Source organism: Gillisella taibaishanensis, from assembly GCF_001938985.1.
Classification (GTDB): Bacteria; Pseudomonadota; Alphaproteobacteria; order Rhizobiales; family Rhizobiaceae; genus Allorhizobium; species Allorhizobium taibaishanense.
This window is the reverse complement of sequence record NZ_MKIN01000024.1, coordinates 187,321-203,516: the sequence shown is the minus strand read 5'-3', so window position 1 is coordinate 203,516 and position 16,196 is coordinate 187,321. Positions and strand designations below refer to the sequence as shown.

The following is a 16,196-nucleotide window of genomic DNA, read 5'->3' as shown; positions in this document are numbered from 1 at the left end:
TCTTATGAACATGATTAGCGTCTGTTGAACTCAGGTGAGACCAGCGTCATCATCAGGCCCGACTGGCGGTTCGGCGCCTGGCTTGCCACGCGGATCGTGTCGTCGCGGGCATAATCGGCAAGTGCGGTCTCTACGAAGACGCGCGGATCAGCCCTATTACCGGCCGGCCCGCCGCCCTGCCCCGACATTTGTCCAGAATTGGCTGGGGCAGACTGATTGGGCATCTGAGTCGGTGACTGACTTGCCACCTGATTGGCCATTTGCCCGGCCATCTGGTTGACGAGCCGCCGCGCCCATTGGATGCGCTGGGTCATTTGGGCGGCGCTGAACCAATGGTCGGACTTATCGGAAAAGCCCGCGGCGTCGCTCGGCCGCCAGACGGGTTGGCCAAGCGTGGCGATCATCTGCCAGGCCTGGCGGCCGAGCGGCTGCTTTTGCTGAGGCTTTCCCGCCGGGTTTTGCGGTTGCGCGGGGCCTGCCATGCTGTTGGCTCCAGCCACGGCTGCCGCACCAACTTTGGCCATTGCTGCTGGCGCCATTGCGCCGCCCGCCGCTGGAGCCTGTGCAGGCGCTGGAGCGGAAGCCGGCATGACGGAGGCGGGCTGAGCCATCATCCCCTGCCCCTGCCCTTGGGCCTGGCCTGGCGTCGCATTGGCCTCTTCATCCGGCTTCGGCATCACGACAGGGCCTAGCGGCTTCCCGTCCTCGCCCATAATATCGTCCTTCGATGCGCCAACGGCCCGCAAGGTCGATACGACATAATCGAAGGGTAGCTTGAATTTCTGGCCCGGTTCATCCCAGGCCGCATTTGCCTGCAGCAGCGTCCGATAAACAGAAGGCAAATGACCATCGGTCTGCTTCCACACCGCCACCATGGCGTCGATCGTCGCCTCATCGGGCGTCTCGCTGATGAAGTGACTGTAGAGCTGGCGACTGATGTGGCGCATGGTGCGTGGATCGCGGGCCAGATCCTCCAGCACAGCCACGGCATTCAAGAAGGGTTCGGGGCTGCGGACATAGGTCTTGCCGAGCACGGTGAAGCTGCCGGGCTCCGCGCGATTGGCATCGAAGCCAGCGGCCACCGCCAGCCTGTCGAAAGTCAGGCCTGTCAACAGCAGCGACATCTGCCGTACATCATTCTGGGTATAGCCGGTGCCAACGCCAAGCGTGTGCAATTCCATGACCTCACGAGCAAAATTCTCGTTGGAACCGCCTTCCTTGCGCTTCAGCCCGATTTTGGAATTGGGGCCGATGGACTGCGCCTGATCGAGAAAGATCAGCATGGCCGGATGCAGCGACACTTCCTTCAGTAGCGTGGAAAAATGCCCATTCAAATGCGGCCTAATCGCCTCCGCCTCGTAAAGCGGCACGATCAGTTTCATCTCCGTGCTCTTGTCGGCACTGACGGTGAAATGATTGAGCCAAAAGCTCGCAAGCCGCTCGTGAAAGCCATAGGGAGAGGTCGCAGCCTGAGCGATCCGGGCAGAAACATCGGCCTTGAACCGATCATCAGCCTCGCGATTCAGCCCCTTGTCCTGATCGCCGAAAGGCTTGCCAGCCTTGCGCAGATCCTCGACCTGTTTGCGCAGATTGAAATAGTCGACAAGCGTCTGGCGCCGGCCTTCCAGCCCTTCGAGCGGAAACAGCGGCGGCTGATTGGCCGCCTCATCCAATTCCCGCAACAGCGCATCGGCATCCGGCACCGGCGCATCACTCGGCCGCAAGCCGTAACCGTAGCGGATCGCCGCCATTGTTGCATGAGAAAGCGTCACGCCAACCTCCATCGCACCAATCATCATCGATCTGGCAGAGGAGCCACGCCGGACAGGAAACAACATCGGGGTCCGGTCAGGCTCTGATCTGCTGCTTCAACACCGTCTGGGCGCAGATTAGCGCCCTGCAATACGGTGAAAACGTGGCGCGCTGGGCTGGAGGTGGTTAGGATTTGCTTACAAATGCGTAATGTTGGAGCGCTGAGTACGAGACGTTAGGGTGAACTGTCGTGCTACGAGTAGCTTCAGTCGCCTGATAATACCGGTGATGGTGCATCGAGCCTCACCTCCGATGGAGCAAAAAATCTTGGCGTACGAATATGAATTTGCTCGCAAGAACAAGGATCTGCGCGGATTCCACACGCTAGCACTCGCCTTGACATAGGACGATTTGACTTCTAAGTCGTCACTCCTTATGCGGGTACTATCAGGGGCGCCTCAATGAATTCTAGAAATCCATATGATCTGGAAATCTCTTTTGATCAGCATGTTTGGCTACCTGCACCTAAATCAACCTACCGTCCTATCGTCGACTTGATAGAAGACCGAGACGTGCTCGCACGGATTATCAGATCGTGTCTCGATGTTGCGTCTGAAGTCAGTTCGCACGAAGAGGTTATGGGTCAAAAAATCTTGGCGCGCCTCTCGCCTGACGATATTTTATTAATAAAGCAGAAAGTGTTCGGAGGCCGAGACGATGTTTCTGTCGACGCGATGATTGTCCAAGGGGCATACGTCTCTGAAGAGATCCGATCCAAGATGGGCCTTTCGATCGTTAATCCTCCTGAAAATATTCACCGCATGCAACGTGGGAACATTTATGTCGGGGACACCTACTCGGCTAACATGGTTGGCTCTATACTCAAAAAGGTCGGTATCGAATTTTTGAGCGCTGGTAAATATCTTGATTTCGGCTGCTCGTCTGGATCGTTGACCCGTATCCTCAAAGCGGCAGAACCTGACAGCCAGTTTTTTGGGGTCGATCCGATCAAGTCGTCGATCGACTGGGCGTCCAAGAACATTGAAGGCGCCACTTTCAAGGTATCCAACGTAGAACCGCCGGTCGACTTTCCCGATGGCTATTTTAATGGTGTCACCGCCATTTCTATATGGTCTCATCCATTTATAAACAGTCGGCCGCCACGCATCTGAATGCGATCGCCCGGCAAACCAATAACGCGACTGATCCAATCTTGACGCGGATTGGAAGGAAGCGCGAAAGCGACAATTTCTCCTCTGCCTGGTAAACGGCCCCCAATGCGGATTCCGGGGCCCAAACCGCCAAAGACCGAGTATTGGCTCATGCCGTAAGTCAGCTTTTCAGCGAACACGTAGTCTCCCACTTGTGCAGTCGGCAGCATCGACCCAGAAGGAATTGTGAACGGCTGTACGACAATGTTTCTGATCGCCAAGGCGATAACAAGCGGCGCAATATACAACAGCAACAACACATTATGAAAACGAGCGAACCACGGATAGCGACCAAGAGGCGGCTGACGTGACGCGATCATATAAACATGAACGCTTGCGCCGGCTCGATACGCAATGATCACAGCAGCAAAGATGAGAGCCGGTTGGAAAATTCCGTAATATTTCAGAGCAAACAGAAATACGTTTCCGACAAGGAGGTCGGCAAGAACATATAGAAGTCCTAAGCGGCCTCTACCGAGATAAAACGTGGCAACAGACGGGGAGAGAAAAAGCGCCAATCCTGCCGCCCATTTCGGATTCCGGTTGCGAAAGGCAGAAACGATGCCCAATGGATATTCCTTTTTGCAAGTGACTGAATCGAAAAGCCGTGGTGAAGATTAATCACCACGGCTTTGTTTTGGAAGATAAGCAACGAAGAACAGTCTTCCTCGTCTTTATTCAGCTAAATCAGCTGCATCCGCTCGTTGCACCGCACGTGTCGCACTTCTCGCAGGTCCCGTTGCGGACCATCGTGAAGTTCTGGCACTCAGAGCACATGTTGCCCGTGTAGCCTTGTGCGATGGAGCGCATGCGGCGGGCGGCTTCTACCTTTTTGGCTTCGGCCTTGGCGGCTTCGGCGTCGTCTGCGGCAGCGTCAGAGAACAGGGTTTCGGTAGCCATTTCCTCGACCAGTTCGGCGGCGCGTTCCTCGTAGTCACGCTTGAAGGATACGACTTCCGAGGTGGAGACCGCCGTAGTCACTTCAAGCTTGCGGGCAGCGCTGCCTGAGAAGGATGCGACGGTGGCCGAGGCCTTAGCCGGTGCACCGGTTGCCGCGCCGCGCGGTTCGGCAGAGCCGCCCTGGGTGGTCGAGACAGAGGTGCTGGAGACCAGGGTCGGCTTGTAGCCACGGGTCAAGCCCTTGGAGACAACGTCAGCCTTGCCTTCCTTCACGCCGCGGCCAAGTGCCGTGGTGGAGAAGTCCGACGTATCGACATGAGCGAGGTCGTTGCGGCCAAGATAGGAGATCGCCAGTTCGCGGAACACGTAGTCGAGGATCGACGTGGCGTTCTTGATGGCGTCGTTGCCGGTCACCATGCCTGCCGGTTCGAACTTGGTGAAGGTGAAGGCATCGACATATTCTTCCAGCGGTACGCCATATTGCAAGCCGAGCGACACCGAGATGGCGAAGTTGTTGATGAAGGCACGTAGGGCCGAGCCTTCCTTGTTCATGTCAAGGAAGATTTCGCCGAGACGACCGTCGTCATATTCGCCGGTGCGCAGGAAGATGGTGTGACCACCGATCTTGGCCTTCTGGGTATAACCCTTCCGGCGGGTCGGCAGCTTTTCCTGTTCGCGCACGATGCGCTCGACGATCCGTTCAACGATGCGTTCGGTGATGGTCACGGCCTGGGCAGCCTGCGGCTGAGCCAGCAGCTCCTCAACGGCGTCCTCGTCATCCTCGTCTTCGATCAGCGAGGAGTTCAGCGGCTGGCTGAGCTTGGAGCCATCGCGGTAGAGTGCATTGGCCTTCAGCGCAAGCTTCCAGGACAGCATATAGGCTGCGCCGCAATCTTCGACGGTCGCTTCGTTCGGCATATTGATCGTCTTGGAAATCGCACCCGAGATGAACGGCTGGGCGGCCGCCATCATGTGGATATGGCTTTCGACCGAGAGATAGCGCTTGCCGATTTTGCCGCAAGGATTGGCGCAATCGAAGACGGCCAGATGCTCGTTTTTCAGGAACGGGGCGCCTTCCAGCGTCATCGCACCGCAGACATGGATGTTGGCGGCTTCGATGTCCTTCTTGGCAAAGCCCATGTGCTCCAGCAGGTTGAAGCTCATGTCGGTCAGCTGCTCGTCGGACACGCCAAGGCTTTCCTTCAGGAAATCAGCGCCGAGCGTCCACTGGTTGAAGACAAACTTGATGTCGAAGGCAGCGCCGAGCGCGGCGTTGACGGCTTCGATCTTCTCATCCGTAAAGCCCTTGGCCTTCAGCGAGCCGGGGTTGACGCCCGGTGCCTGGTTGAGATTGCCATGGCCGACGGCATAGGCCTCAATCTCGGCAATCTGGCTTTCGGTGTAGCCGAGCGTGCGCAGGGCTTCCGGCACGGCGCGGTTGATGATCTTGAAGTAGCCGCCGCCGGCCAGCTTCTTGAACTTCACCAGCGCGAAGTCCGGCTCGATGCCCGTGGTGTCGCAATCCATGACGAGGCCGATCGTGCCGGTCGGCGCGATAACGGAAACCTGGGCATTGCGGTAGCCATGCTTCTCACCCAGTTCCAGCGCCTTGTCCCAGGCAGCCTTGGCATGGGCAATCAGATCAGGATCGGTGCAGTCGCTGTGAACCAGCGGAACCGGATCGACCGACAGGCCTTCATAGCCCTTGGCTTGGCCATGGGCGGCGCGGCGGTGGTTGCGGATGACGCGCAGCATGTTGTCGCGGTTCGGACCATAGCCCGGGAACGGGCCAAGCTCGGAGGCGATTTCGGCAGACGTGGCATAGGAGACGCCGGTCATGATCGCCGTCAGCGCACCGCAGATGGCGCGGCCTTCAGCCGAGTCATAAGGGATGCCCGTCGACATCAGCAGGCCGCCGATGTTGGCGTAGCCAAGGCCGAGCGTGCGGTATTCGTAGGACAGTTCGGCGATCTGGCGCGACGGGAACTGCGCCATCATCACGGAGACTTCGAGCACGACCGTCCAAAGACGCACGGCATGTTCGTAATCAGCGATGTCGATCTTCTTGGTCTTGGCATCCTTGAACTGCAACAGGTTCAGCGAAGCCAGGTTGCAGGCGGTGTCATCAAGGAACATGTATTCCGAGCATGGATTGGAGGCGCGGATCGGGCCGGCCGCCGGGCAAGTGTGCCAGTCGTTCATGGTCGTGTTGAAATGCAGGCCCGGATCGGCAGAGGCCCAGGCGGCGTAGGAAATCTTTTCCCAGAGATCGCGTGCCTTCAGCGTCTTCAGCACCTTGCCGTCCTTACGGGCGGTCAGGTTCCAGGTGCCATCGTCTTCGACGGCGCGCAGGAAGTCATCCCTCAAGGAAACGGAATTGTTGGAGTTCTGGCCGGAGACGGTCAGATAGGCTTCCGAATCCCAGTCGGTGTCATAGGTCTTGAACTCAAGATCCTTGTAACCCTGCTTGGCGAACTGGATGACGCGCTTGACGTAGTTTTCCGGCACCATATCCTTCTTGGCAGCGCGGATTTCGCGCTTCAGGGCCGGGTTTTCATTCGGGTCGAAGCAGGCATCATTGTCGGCCGAGCAATTGACGCAGGCCTTCATGATCGCCTTCAGGTGCTTGGCGACGATCTTGGAACCGGTGACGAGAGCGGCAACCTTCTGCTCTTCCTTCACCTTCCAATCGATGTAGTTTTCAATATCCGGATGGTCGATATCGACAACCACCATCTTGGCGGCGCGGCGGGTGGTGCCGCCGGACTTGATGGCGCCAGCGGCGCGGTCGCCGATCTTCAGGAAGGACATCAGGCCGGACGAACGGCCGCCGCCGGAAAGCTTTTCGCCCTCGCCGCGCAGATAGGAGAAGTTGGAGCCAGTGCCGGAGCCATACTTGAACAGACGGGCTTCGCGCACCCACAGGTCCATGATGCCGCCTTCGTTGACCAGATCGTCTTCGACGGACTGGATGAAGCAGGCATGCGGCTGGGGATGCTCATAGGCCGACTTGGACTTGGTGAGCTTGCCGGTGAAGGGATCGACATAGAAATGGCCCTGGCCGGGGCCATCGATGCCATAGGCCCAGTGCAGGCCGGTGTTGAACCATTGCGGCGAATTCGGCGCAACGCGCTGGGTGGCGAGCATATAGGCAAGCTCGTCGCGGAAGGCGAGCGCATCTTCTTCCGAGGTGAAATACTTGCCCTTCCAGCCCCAGTAGGTCCAGGTGCCGGCCAGACGAGAGAAGACTTGGCGCGCATCGGTTTCCGAGCCATAACGCTCGTCTTCGGGCAGGTCCTTCATCGCCTTCTCATCGGCAACAGAACGCCAGAGGAAAGAAGGAACGTCGTTTTCCTCGACCTTTTTCAGGATCTTGGGCACGCCGGCCTTGCGGAAATATTTCTGCGCGAGAATGTCGGCCGCCACCTGGCTGAACTGGGTCGGCACATCGATGTCCGCCAGCCTGAAGACCACTGAACCATCAGGGTTCTTGATTTCGCTCACCGCCTTGCGGAAATCGATTTCCGCATAGGGCGACTGGCCGGGCTTGGTGAAACGACGTTCGATGCGCATCTGGCTAGTCCCTCGTTGGTCCAGGCGCCCGTCAAAGGGCGCAAAATTGGTTGCGCGGCACCTCAATCAAGCGGTGTCCGCTGGTTCGCTCACATCGGAGCGAGGCCGATCATCATGATGGTCCGCTCTGTATCTTGCGCCAGGCTTTACCGCGAGAAACTATATATAGTATCCACAGGGTTTTTTGGCCAGCGCAAAGCGTTGAACGACGCCAGAAAAATCGCATGGGGATCCGCTCGGTCGAGATGGATTATCCCGCCCGTTTCCACCATGTGATGTTCGCTGATTTGAACCGGCCTCGTGACATCCCGATTCAGCCGCCGCCGCAACATGGGTTCATTAACCTTGGATCACCCCGCTCCGTCAAGGGCTGGTCTATGACGAAAATATTAACCCTATATCTTGTGGTAGGCTTTTGTGGAAAACGGGGAAAGAGGCTAGCCTAGACAATTCATGGGCTTGGCCGAAAACCTTCATGGTTAACGCCTGGTGAAGCCTTTTTTTATCCACCGTCATACATGCAGACAGAAAAGGGACAGCCTATCGCCGATCGTCCTGTTTACGACTCGCAGAGCACCGAATCAGCGGCTGTGACGGCAAAAACCGGCCTCGCCCGTGCTCTCTAGGCCGGACATAAAACCCATCAAAAAATAGGGTTCAGTTTTGAAATAAGGCTGCAACTAAAAGGATATTAAGGTTTTTCGACAATTATGGCGCCATCCAGGCCTGGAATGATCTCCTCGCCTCTAACGCTTGTCGCTAAGCGCCATGATGGAGCGAGCACGCGGTGAAGGTATGGTCATGACCATCAGTAATCTCTCCGTCCTGAAGAAGGTCAGCGTTCTCGTGATCCTGATGGGGGTCGCGGCTGCCGCCATTGCCGCGGCGGGCGCCTTCGGACTGTCGTCGCTGGGCGCTTCGCTCGAAGATACCGGCAAGCGTGAGGAAGTCGCGCGCGAAGCCATGGATCTGCGCATCGACATCATCGCCATCAGCCGCATGACCTATCAACTGGCTTTCGCGCCAGAGAAGGCTGCCGATTTTGCCAAGGAAACCGAAACACGCTCCGGCGAAATGCTGGCACGCCTGCCGAAGATCGCCGCCACGGCCGACGTGAACGAGCAAAAGCAGTTGCAGGATGTGCGGACCGCACTGAACAACTATTTCGACCAGATCCGTCAAATGGTGAAAGTGGCCGGCAGCGATGCGGCCAAGGAGCCGGGCGCGATGGCCAAGGAGCTGAACAAAGCACTTGATGGCCAGAAAGCCGTCACGGCCGCCGTCAAGGTCTACAGCACGTATTCCGCCAAGACGCTGTCTGACTCGCGCAGCAATGCCATTGCCGACTCGCAGATGACGATGATCGCGCTTTTGACCACCGCCGCCGTCAGCATCATGCTTGGTGTGGCCGTCAGTACGCTGATCGCGCGCAGGGGCATCGTCAATCCGATCCGCCTGCTCACCGAAAACATGAACCGCATCGCCAAGGGCGAGTTGGGCGACACCATCCCCGGCACGACGCGCGGCGACGAAATCGGCGAAATGGCCCGTGCACTGGAAATCTTCCGCGCCAACCGGCTGCAAATGCAGGAAATGGAAGAGCAGGAAGCTGCCCTCACCCGTCAGAGCAAGGATCTGCAAGCCAGCATCAGCAGCATCGTTGCCTCCGCAGCTGCCGGCAATTTCTCGCAGCGGATCACCAAGGCCTACGAAGATGCCGACCTGCAGCGCTTTGCCGCCAGCGTCAACGAACTGGTAGCCAATGTCGATCTCGGCGTGACCGAAGTCCGGCGCGTGGTCGCCGCCCTCTCGGCTTCCGACCTCACCCAGGACATGCGCGGGTCGTTCCAGGGCGCCTTTGCCGAACTGCAGACCAACGTCAACCAAGCCATGGCGACCCTGCGCGAGGCAATGCAGAGCATTCGCGGTGCTTCCGGCACGATTACGGACAATTCCGGCGAGTTGAGCGCCGCCGCCAATCAACTGGCACGGCGCACCGAACAGCAGGCGGCAGCGCTTGAAGAAACCGCTGCGGCGCTTGAGGAAATCACCACAACAGTGCGCACCTCGACTGACCGGGCCCACGAAGCCAGCCAGATGGTGGAACAAACCCGCGCAAGTGCTGGAAAATCCGGGGATATCGTGCGCAGCGCGATCGACGCGATGGGCCGGATTGAGCAATCCTCGCAAAAGATCAGCCAGATCATTTCTGTGATCGACGAAATTGCTTTCCAGACCAATCTGCTGGCGCTCAATGCCGGTGTTGAAGCAGCCCGCGCCGGTGAAGCGGGTCGCGGCTTTGCCGTGGTGGCACAGGAAGTCCGTGAGCTTGCACAGCGTTCAGCAAATGCCGCACGCGAAATCAAGTCGCTGATCAACACGTCTGCGGACGAGGTCAAGGGCGGCGTCTCGCTCGTGCTATCGACCGGCGAAGCGCTGAACGAAATCGTCGGCCTCGTTGACCACGTCAACGGCCATGTCGCGAGCATCGCACGGGCCGCTCAGGAACAATCGCTGGCGCTGGCGGAAATCAACACCTCGGTCAACCATATGGACCAGATGACCCAGCAGAATGCCGCCATGGTGGAAGAGACCACGGCCGCCAGTCAGGTTCTCGCCAACGAGTCCCGGCAATTGCTGGTGCAGTTGGAGCGGTTCAACCTCGACGACACCAGACGATCCGGCTACCGCTCGGCGGCATAAAAGACGACATTATCGCACTGACCGGCGCGCGCGCTTTTTTAAGCCGCGCGCCGAAGCTTTTTCAAAATCAACGATTTCGATTGGCGTCTTCAAGTCGAGGTCACTAGACCGAAAATCAACGATACCGAGACAAAAGCCAGCCACACTGCCGCCAGCCGCTGCAAATGGAACAGTCGGCGAGAAGAGCCATCGCCACCGTGCCTCGCTTCCGCCCCGGCGCCCTGCCCGACCCGCACCAGCCGGCCAGCTGCACCCCAGGTCAGGGCAACCCCCTGAGACCATCAGGCAAAACAGTAGAAGAGCAAATAGGAACCCCTGATCCTGCGGTGCGGGCAGCAGCACCAGGCCAAACACCAAAGCCTTCGGGTTGAGCATGGTGGTGAGATAGATCCGCCGGGCCGTGACTGAACTTGCCTGCACTCCCGGGCCAGGCGCCTGCCAGAGTTTCACAGCGATGAACAATACCCAAAGCGCTGCAGCGAATTTCAGCGCACCGCCAGCAGCAGGCCATTGCGCAAACAGCCAATCGCCAAGATAGACCAGCGGAAGAATTGTCGTGAGATAGCCGAGAAGCTCTGCCGGAATCAGGCGCAACACCTGCCTCACGCCAGCCTGCGCACCCGCAAGGCCCATCAGGGTATTGGTAGGTCCGGGCGCCAGCAACAGCGCCAGAACTGCGGGAACGAATGTCGTCAACGTCATGGCAGGTCTACCTTCAGCACTGCCGCAGGCACGTCCCTGCGGCATGATCGCTTGTGCGTGAAGATTGGGCCGCGTGCCTTGATCGGTGTCAAGAGGAGTGCCCTTGGTTACAGCGCTCCGTCCTCGATGGCCTTAGCCCTTGTGACCCTTTGCGATCGGCTCCTGATAGGTGAAGCCCATATCCCAGGGGAAGTAGATCCAGGTGTCCTGGCTGACTTCGGTAACGAAAGTATCGACCGTTGGAACACCCTTCGGCTTGGCATAGACGCAGGCAAAATGCGCCTTCGGGATCAGCGAGCGCACTTCCTTGGCCGTCTTGCCGGTATCGGTGAGATCGTCGACCACGAGCACGCCCTCGCCCCCATTGGTGAGCAGGTCAGGCGTGATGCCCTTCAACAGGTTGAATTCGCCCTGATTGACATAGTCGTGGTAGGAGGCGACGCAGACGGTCTCGATCAGCCGGATGTTCAATTCACGCGAAATAATCGCGGCGGGCACGAGGCCGCCGCGGGTGATGCAGACGATGGCACGGAATTCCTGGCCAAGGCCGGCCAGCCGCCAGGCAAGGGCGCGGGCATCGCGGTGAAACTGGTCCCAGGACACGGGAAAGGCTTTATCGGGAAGAGACATGCTTGGCTCCGCTTTAGAGTAACTCAGTGTTTCATGGAAACAGCGGATTACTCTAAGTTCTTGTTTCAACAGACTTCCGGACGAAAACCTTTGACACTTTTGCCGGAAATGCTCTCAGGGCAACTGGAATTGGACAAGACACCGGCATCAGTGGACTTGCGCAGCAATTTGCCAACGCCTCCGGCCTGAAAGCCGACGGTGGAGACCCTGCCCGCAAAGCCTTTCCGGCTCCCGTGTCTTTCGAGGTGCTATAACGGCAATCGGGCCTGCAAGGCAAGTGATTGCAGGTCTACAGACAGCAAAGGTCTCCGACCTTAGGCCGGAGACCTTCAAAGTGCTTCGTGCGTTGTCCCGTCTTACCGGGACAGCAGGGTCAGTGCAGTCATGGAATCCAGAATGGTGCGGGTCACGCCGCCAAACAGCACTTCCCACCAGCGCTTGTGGGAATAGGCGCCCATGACCAAAAGGTCGATGCTCTGATCCGATAGCCGGTTTTCGATATGGGCGGCGGCCTTCAGCTGCGCCTGGTCCTGGCGGGTAACAGTTACGTTGACGCCGTGGCGGCTCAAAGTCGCGGCAATCTCCGCGCCGGGCAGGCTGCGCGACAGATCGGCATCCTCGCCATCGACCACCGAAAAGATTTCAACGCTTTCGGCCTGCTTCAGGAACGGCAGAGCATCAAATGTGGCGCGAGCCACCTCGCGAGAGCCGTTCCAGGCGATCAGCACCCGCTTGATCGGCCGTGGTGCCTTCAAGATATAGGGAACCAGCAATACAGGCCGTCCGCTCTCGAATAATGCCGCTTCCAGCTCCGTCCTGTTGTCTGACATCGAACCGCTCTCGCCCTGAGCGACGACAACCAGATCGGCGCAGCGGACGCTGTCGGTAAACGAGCCGACGACGCCGGCGGATGTCACGAAATTACGCCATTCGCTGGAAACACCTTCACGGCGCGAGGCCTCAGCGAAAATTGCCTCGATAACGCCGCTCTCCTTGTGAGCAATGTCCTGCATTGCCTGGACGGCCACCGGGTCGGGAATTTCCATGGGCGCGATCAACGGCAATCCCGCCACCGCTTCGCAGTGAACGCCGATGACATGAGAGCTGAACTGTTCGGCCAGGGCTACAGAAAACTCCGTCACCTGTGCTGCCGTCTTGCGGTTGTCGAGAACACCCAGAATAGTTTTATAAGTCATTGTCATCTCCCGCTTTGCGTTTCGACCGAAAGATCAAAACACGTTGGCCGCGCTGCCGCCGAAGCTGATCTGCCTGCGCAGATTATGCTTCAGCGCAACAATATAATGCCCCGCCGCTGGCCGGGTTCCTTGATCTCGGTCAAGACTTTGTGTCTGTTCAAGCCGGATCTAGACCCCTGGGCGGAGCGACCTACGCCTCCAGCACGGTCTTGCCGCCGGTGACGCCGGCGATCATTTCTTCCACTGCGGCTGCGGCGGCTTCCAGTACCTCTTCGGAGCGTGCGCGCACGACCAGTTCCGTATGAAAGCCCTTGGCGCCATCGTAGCGGGGATAGGAACCGATGCTGGTGTCCGGATGCGCCTTCTGGACGGCGGCGAGCGCCGTGCCGATTTCGCCTTCGCCATAGGGGCAGGCGATTGCCCGTGACAGAACCCGCGCACCGCCAGGCAAGGTCTTGACCACATTTTCCAGCATAGCCTGGAACACCTGCGGCACGCCGGCCATGACATAGACGTTCTCCACCCGAAAGCCGGGCGCGGTCGAGACCGGGTTGTCGATATGCTCGGCTCCTTTCGGCATGCGAGCCATGCGCTGGCGGGCCTCGGTGAATTCCAGGCCACGACGGGCATACATTTCACCCATCAGGGCCATCGCCTTGTCATCGTGCAGGCAAGGCAGCCCGAAGGCTTTCGAAACCGCATCGGCGGTGATGTCGTCATGGGTGGGCCCGATGCCACCTGACGTGAACACATAGGCGTAGCGACCACGCAGTGCATTCAACCCCTCGACGATCGCGTCTTCTTCATCGGCGACGATTCGCACTTCCTTGAGATCAATACCGGCCAGTGTCAGCACATCGGCGAGATGGCCGATATTCTTGTCCTTGGTGCGACCGGACAAAAGCTCGTCGCCAATGGCCAGCATGGCGGCAGTGACGATCTCGGAAGAGGGAGCGGCGGAAATGTCGGACATGAAGCAACCTTTGGCGACAGTGAAGACGGAAAGCGCGCGGAATGTCTCCTGGAATCGAGCCCGATTTAAGGTGACGTCATGCGACGGGTGAGACTATCGGAAGCCTGCCATCAGTTTGCAAGCCCAGAACGCACAACGCAACGAAGGCTCGGCTGGATTTGCCGTGAGGCGCTGACAGATGCCGAAATATGCGCTGCCGCGTTTTCAGGGACAGCAGAACTTTCCATCTCGCGAAATGTAAACAGCCGCTTCAGGACAGCAAAAAGCCGTGCGCCAAGGGCGCACGGCATTTTCGATGTCTTGCAGTCAGTGATCTCAGAACTCTTCCCAGCTGTCGGTCTTGGCTGCGGTGTTGAGACCGAGTGCCTTGGCAACCTGACCGACCATCTTGCGGGCCGGAGATGAGACAGGCTTATGGCCGCTGCTGGCGCTGGCCGGGCGATTGCCGGAATGACCGTGGCTGGCAGCAGGAGCCGAGCGGGATGCGCCGCTTGCATTGCCATAGCCGCTGGCGCCAGTTGCGCCACCAAGCTGGAACTGGCTGACCAGATGGCGCAGCTTTTCCGATTCGTTGGCCAGCGACGAGCTGGCCGCCGTTGCTTCTTCCACCATCGCGGCGTTCTGCTGCGTTACCTGGTCCATCTGGTTGACAGCGGTATTGACTTCCGAAAGGCCGACCGACTGCTCGCGAGCCGAGGTTGCGATCGCATCCAGCTGGCTGTTGATCGACACGACATGACCTTCGATCACCTTCAGCACTTCGCCGGTCGCTGTCACCAGCTTGACGCCGTTTCCGACTTCGTCAGCGGAGTTGCGGATCAGTTCCTTGATCTCCTTGGCCGCCTGGGCGGAACGCTGCGCCAGTTCGCGTACTTCCTGGGCGACAACCGCAAAGCCCTTGCCCGCTTCACCTGCACGGGCTGCCTCGACGCCGGCGTTCAGTGCCAGCAGGTTGGTCTGGAAGGCGATTTCGTCGATCACGCCAATGATGTTGGAGATCTGGTTCGACGACTGCTCGATGCGCTGCATCGCGTTGACGGCATTGGAAACCACCTCACCCGACTGGCGGGCGGACTGGTTGGCCTGCATGGCCATCGAACGGGCCTCTTCGGCGCGCTTGGTCGAATTGGCCACATTGGTGGTAATCTGGTCAAGAGCTGCAGCGGTTTCCTCAAGCGCTGCGGCTTGCTGCTCGGTGCGCTTAGACAGGTCATTGGCGCTCTGGCTCAGTTCGCGAGAGCCGCTGTCGATCGAGCCGGTCGCATGCGAAACCGCAGACAGAGTCTGACGCAATTGATCGACTGTACCGTTGAAGTCATTGCGCAGGCCTTCGAATTCATCGGCAAAGCGCTGGCTGAGCTGGAAGGTCAGGTCGCCGGCAGAGAGACGCTTCAAGCCTTCGGCAAGGCCAGACGTTGCCTGCGCCATATCGGCGTTGCGCTTGGCATCGACTTCTGCGGCGCGCTTCCGCTCGGATTCGCTCATGTTGCGAGCATCGTCCGCCTGCTTTTCCAGTTCGCGCGCTCTCAGACCATTGTCCTTGAACACCTGCACGGCGCGGGCCATGATACCGACCTCGTCACGACGCTCGGTGCCATCGACAGGAACCGACAGATCGCCACCGGCGAGAACACCCATCTTTTCGGCCAGGGCCCGGATCGGGACGACCAGCCAGGAGCGAATTCCAAGGAAGCCGATGGCGAGAACAACAACCAGGCCACCGAGAACACCGCCGACTGTCGTCAGGATAGTGCTATTCGTGATGTTTGAAAGTTCCTCGCTTCGCTTGTTCGTCTCCTCAACGAAAGCCGTCGTCAACTGCGTAAAACGAGGCGCTATCGCAGCGAATTGCGGCTGGCATTCCTTCAAATAGACTTTCTGAGAGGCCAAGATCCCTTCATCAGTCAAAGACGACAAACCAAGATTTTTTGCGTTGTTGCAGGTCTCATCAAAGAGTTTCAGCACATCTGCCTTCAACGCTGGAATCTCGGACTTGGCCGGCATCGCCTCTTGCGCCTTATCGATAAAGCCGACGAACGATTTCTTAGCCGCTTCGAAATCTTTATTGGCCGCCTCAATCGTTTTGGTGTCCGGAGACATCATCAAATCCCCAAGGGATGCACGAGCTAACTGCATTGATCGGTTCGCTCGCGCCAACATTAGGGACGCAGTGCTTTCACCATCAAGCAAGTCGCTATATTCTGTATCGATGGATTTCAGCTGCATGCCCGCATAGCCCGCGACGCCAATGGCAAATAAGCCGAACAGCGCCATGATCGAAAGGAACTTTCCGATAATTGGCAGGTTTTTCATATCGTCTCCTCGTGTTCCCAATGCATCCCTGCCGGCGAGCGGACGGAAGCAGATTGTGGCTTGAGCCGCTCTGAGTGCCGCTTATCGGTCACACCAAATCAGCCTCGCGTGTCCGCAACAAACTTGTCACGGCGATTTGCACGAAAAGTAGCCAATAAATCCTAACAATTAGTGAGAACTAATGTTTAAGTGGTTCATATAATTATTTTTGGTGAACCGCAGGCAACATCATGCCCTGATACG

The 16,196-nt window shown here is 58.4% G+C and carries 10 protein-coding genes; 2 read left to right on the top strand and 8 right to left on the bottom strand.

Going from position 1 to position 16,196, the window contains the following annotated elements:
• Positions 1-14: 14 nt before the first annotated feature.
• Positions 15-1,772, bottom strand: a complete 1,758-nt coding sequence (locus tag BJF91_RS19910) for a DUF1800 domain-containing protein (RefSeq protein WP_162843894.1) — start codon at positions 1,770-1,772, stop codon at positions 15-17.
• Between the two features lie 441 nt (positions 1,773-2,213).
• Here BJF91_RS19910 and BJF91_RS19905 point away from each other — a divergent pair, with 441 nt between their 5' ends.
• A complete protein-coding gene (locus BJF91_RS19905; RefSeq protein ID WP_083943401.1) occupies positions 2,214-2,924 on the top strand; it encodes a class I SAM-dependent methyltransferase in 711 nt (236 codons plus the stop codon).
• Here BJF91_RS19905 and lepB read toward each other — a convergent pair.
• Together lepB and BJF91_RS19895 are read right to left on the bottom strand one after the other, a co-directional pair.
• Positions 2,888-3,532: a signal peptidase I gene (gene lepB, locus BJF91_RS19900; RefSeq protein WP_075616275.1), complete on the bottom strand. Its 645-nt coding sequence runs from the start codon at positions 3,530-3,532 to the stop codon at positions 2,888-2,890. The two genes, BJF91_RS19905 and lepB, sit on opposite strands and share 37 nt — an antisense overlap.
• A gap of 118 nt (positions 3,533-3,650) precedes the next feature.
• Positions 3,651-7,436, bottom strand: a complete 3,786-nt coding sequence (locus tag BJF91_RS19895) for a vitamin B12-dependent ribonucleotide reductase (protein ID WP_075616274.1) — start codon at positions 7,434-7,436, stop codon at positions 3,651-3,653.
• Between the two features lie 801 nt (positions 7,437-8,237).
• Here BJF91_RS19895 and BJF91_RS19890 point away from each other — a divergent pair.
• Positions 8,238-10,139 (top strand): methyl-accepting chemotaxis protein, encoded by a 1,902-nt coding sequence (locus BJF91_RS19890; RefSeq protein WP_075616433.1) that lies wholly within the window; start codon positions 8,238-8,240, stop codon positions 10,137-10,139.
• 9 nt (positions 10,140-10,148) lie between these two features.
• Here the strand turns inward: BJF91_RS19890 and BJF91_RS19885 are convergent, their stop codons facing one another.
• The 5 genes from BJF91_RS19885 to BJF91_RS19865 all read right to left on the bottom strand — a co-directional run bounded on the left by BJF91_RS19885 (position 10,149) and on the right by BJF91_RS19865 (position 15,953).
• A complete protein-coding gene (locus tag BJF91_RS19885; protein ID WP_234801676.1) occupies positions 10,149-10,841 on the bottom strand; it encodes a LysE family translocator in 693 nt (230 codons plus the stop codon).
• A gap of 132 nt (positions 10,842-10,973) precedes the next feature.
• Positions 10,974-11,471, bottom strand: a complete 498-nt coding sequence (gene gpt / locus BJF91_RS19880) for a xanthine phosphoribosyltransferase (RefSeq protein WP_075616273.1) — start codon at positions 11,469-11,471, stop codon at positions 10,974-10,976.
• Between the two features lie 356 nt (positions 11,472-11,827).
• The gene (locus tag BJF91_RS19875) at positions 11,828-12,667 is read right to left on the bottom strand and encodes a universal stress protein (protein WP_075616272.1); all 840 of its coding nucleotides are present in this window, start codon (positions 12,665-12,667) and stop codon (positions 11,828-11,830) included.
• 190 nt (positions 12,668-12,857) lie between these two features.
• Positions 12,858-13,640 (bottom strand): competence/damage-inducible protein A, encoded by a 783-nt coding sequence (locus tag BJF91_RS19870; protein ID WP_075616271.1) that lies wholly within the window; start codon positions 13,638-13,640, stop codon positions 12,858-12,860.
• 315 nt (positions 13,641-13,955) lie between these two features.
• On the bottom strand, positions 13,956-15,953 hold the full coding sequence (locus BJF91_RS19865) for a methyl-accepting chemotaxis protein (RefSeq protein ID WP_075616270.1): 1,998 nt from the start codon (positions 15,951-15,953) through the stop codon (positions 13,956-13,958).
• Positions 15,954-16,196: the final 243 nt, after the last annotated feature.

Excerpts from the sequence above, each read along its gene's own strand:
- BJF91_RS19905 (WP_083943401.1), top strand. The coding sequence starts at position 2,214 with ATGAATTCTAGAAATCCATATGATCTGGAAATCTCTTTTGATCAGCAT.
- BJF91_RS19895 (WP_075616274.1), bottom strand. The coding sequence starts at position 7,436 with ATGCGCATCGAACGTCGTTTCACCAAGCCCGGCCAGTCGCCCTATGCG.
- BJF91_RS19890 (WP_075616433.1), top strand. The coding sequence starts at position 8,238 with ATGACCATCAGTAATCTCTCCGTCCTGAAGAAGGTCAGCGTTCTCGTG.
- BJF91_RS19885 (WP_234801676.1), bottom strand. The coding sequence starts at position 10,841 with ATGACGTTGACGACATTCGTTCCCGCAGTTCTGGCGCTGTTGCTGGCG.
- gpt (WP_075616273.1), bottom strand. The coding sequence starts at position 11,471 with ATGTCTCTTCCCGATAAAGCCTTTCCCGTGTCCTGGGACCAGTTTCAC.
- BJF91_RS19875 (WP_075616272.1), bottom strand. The coding sequence starts at position 12,667 with ATGACTTATAAAACTATTCTGGGTGTTCTCGACAACCGCAAGACGGCA.
- BJF91_RS19870 (WP_075616271.1), bottom strand. The coding sequence starts at position 13,640 with ATGTCCGACATTTCCGCCGCTCCCTCTTCCGAGATCGTCACTGCCGCC.
- BJF91_RS19865 (WP_075616270.1), bottom strand. The coding sequence starts at position 15,953 with ATGAAAAACCTGCCAATTATCGGAAAGTTCCTTTCGATCATGGCGCTG.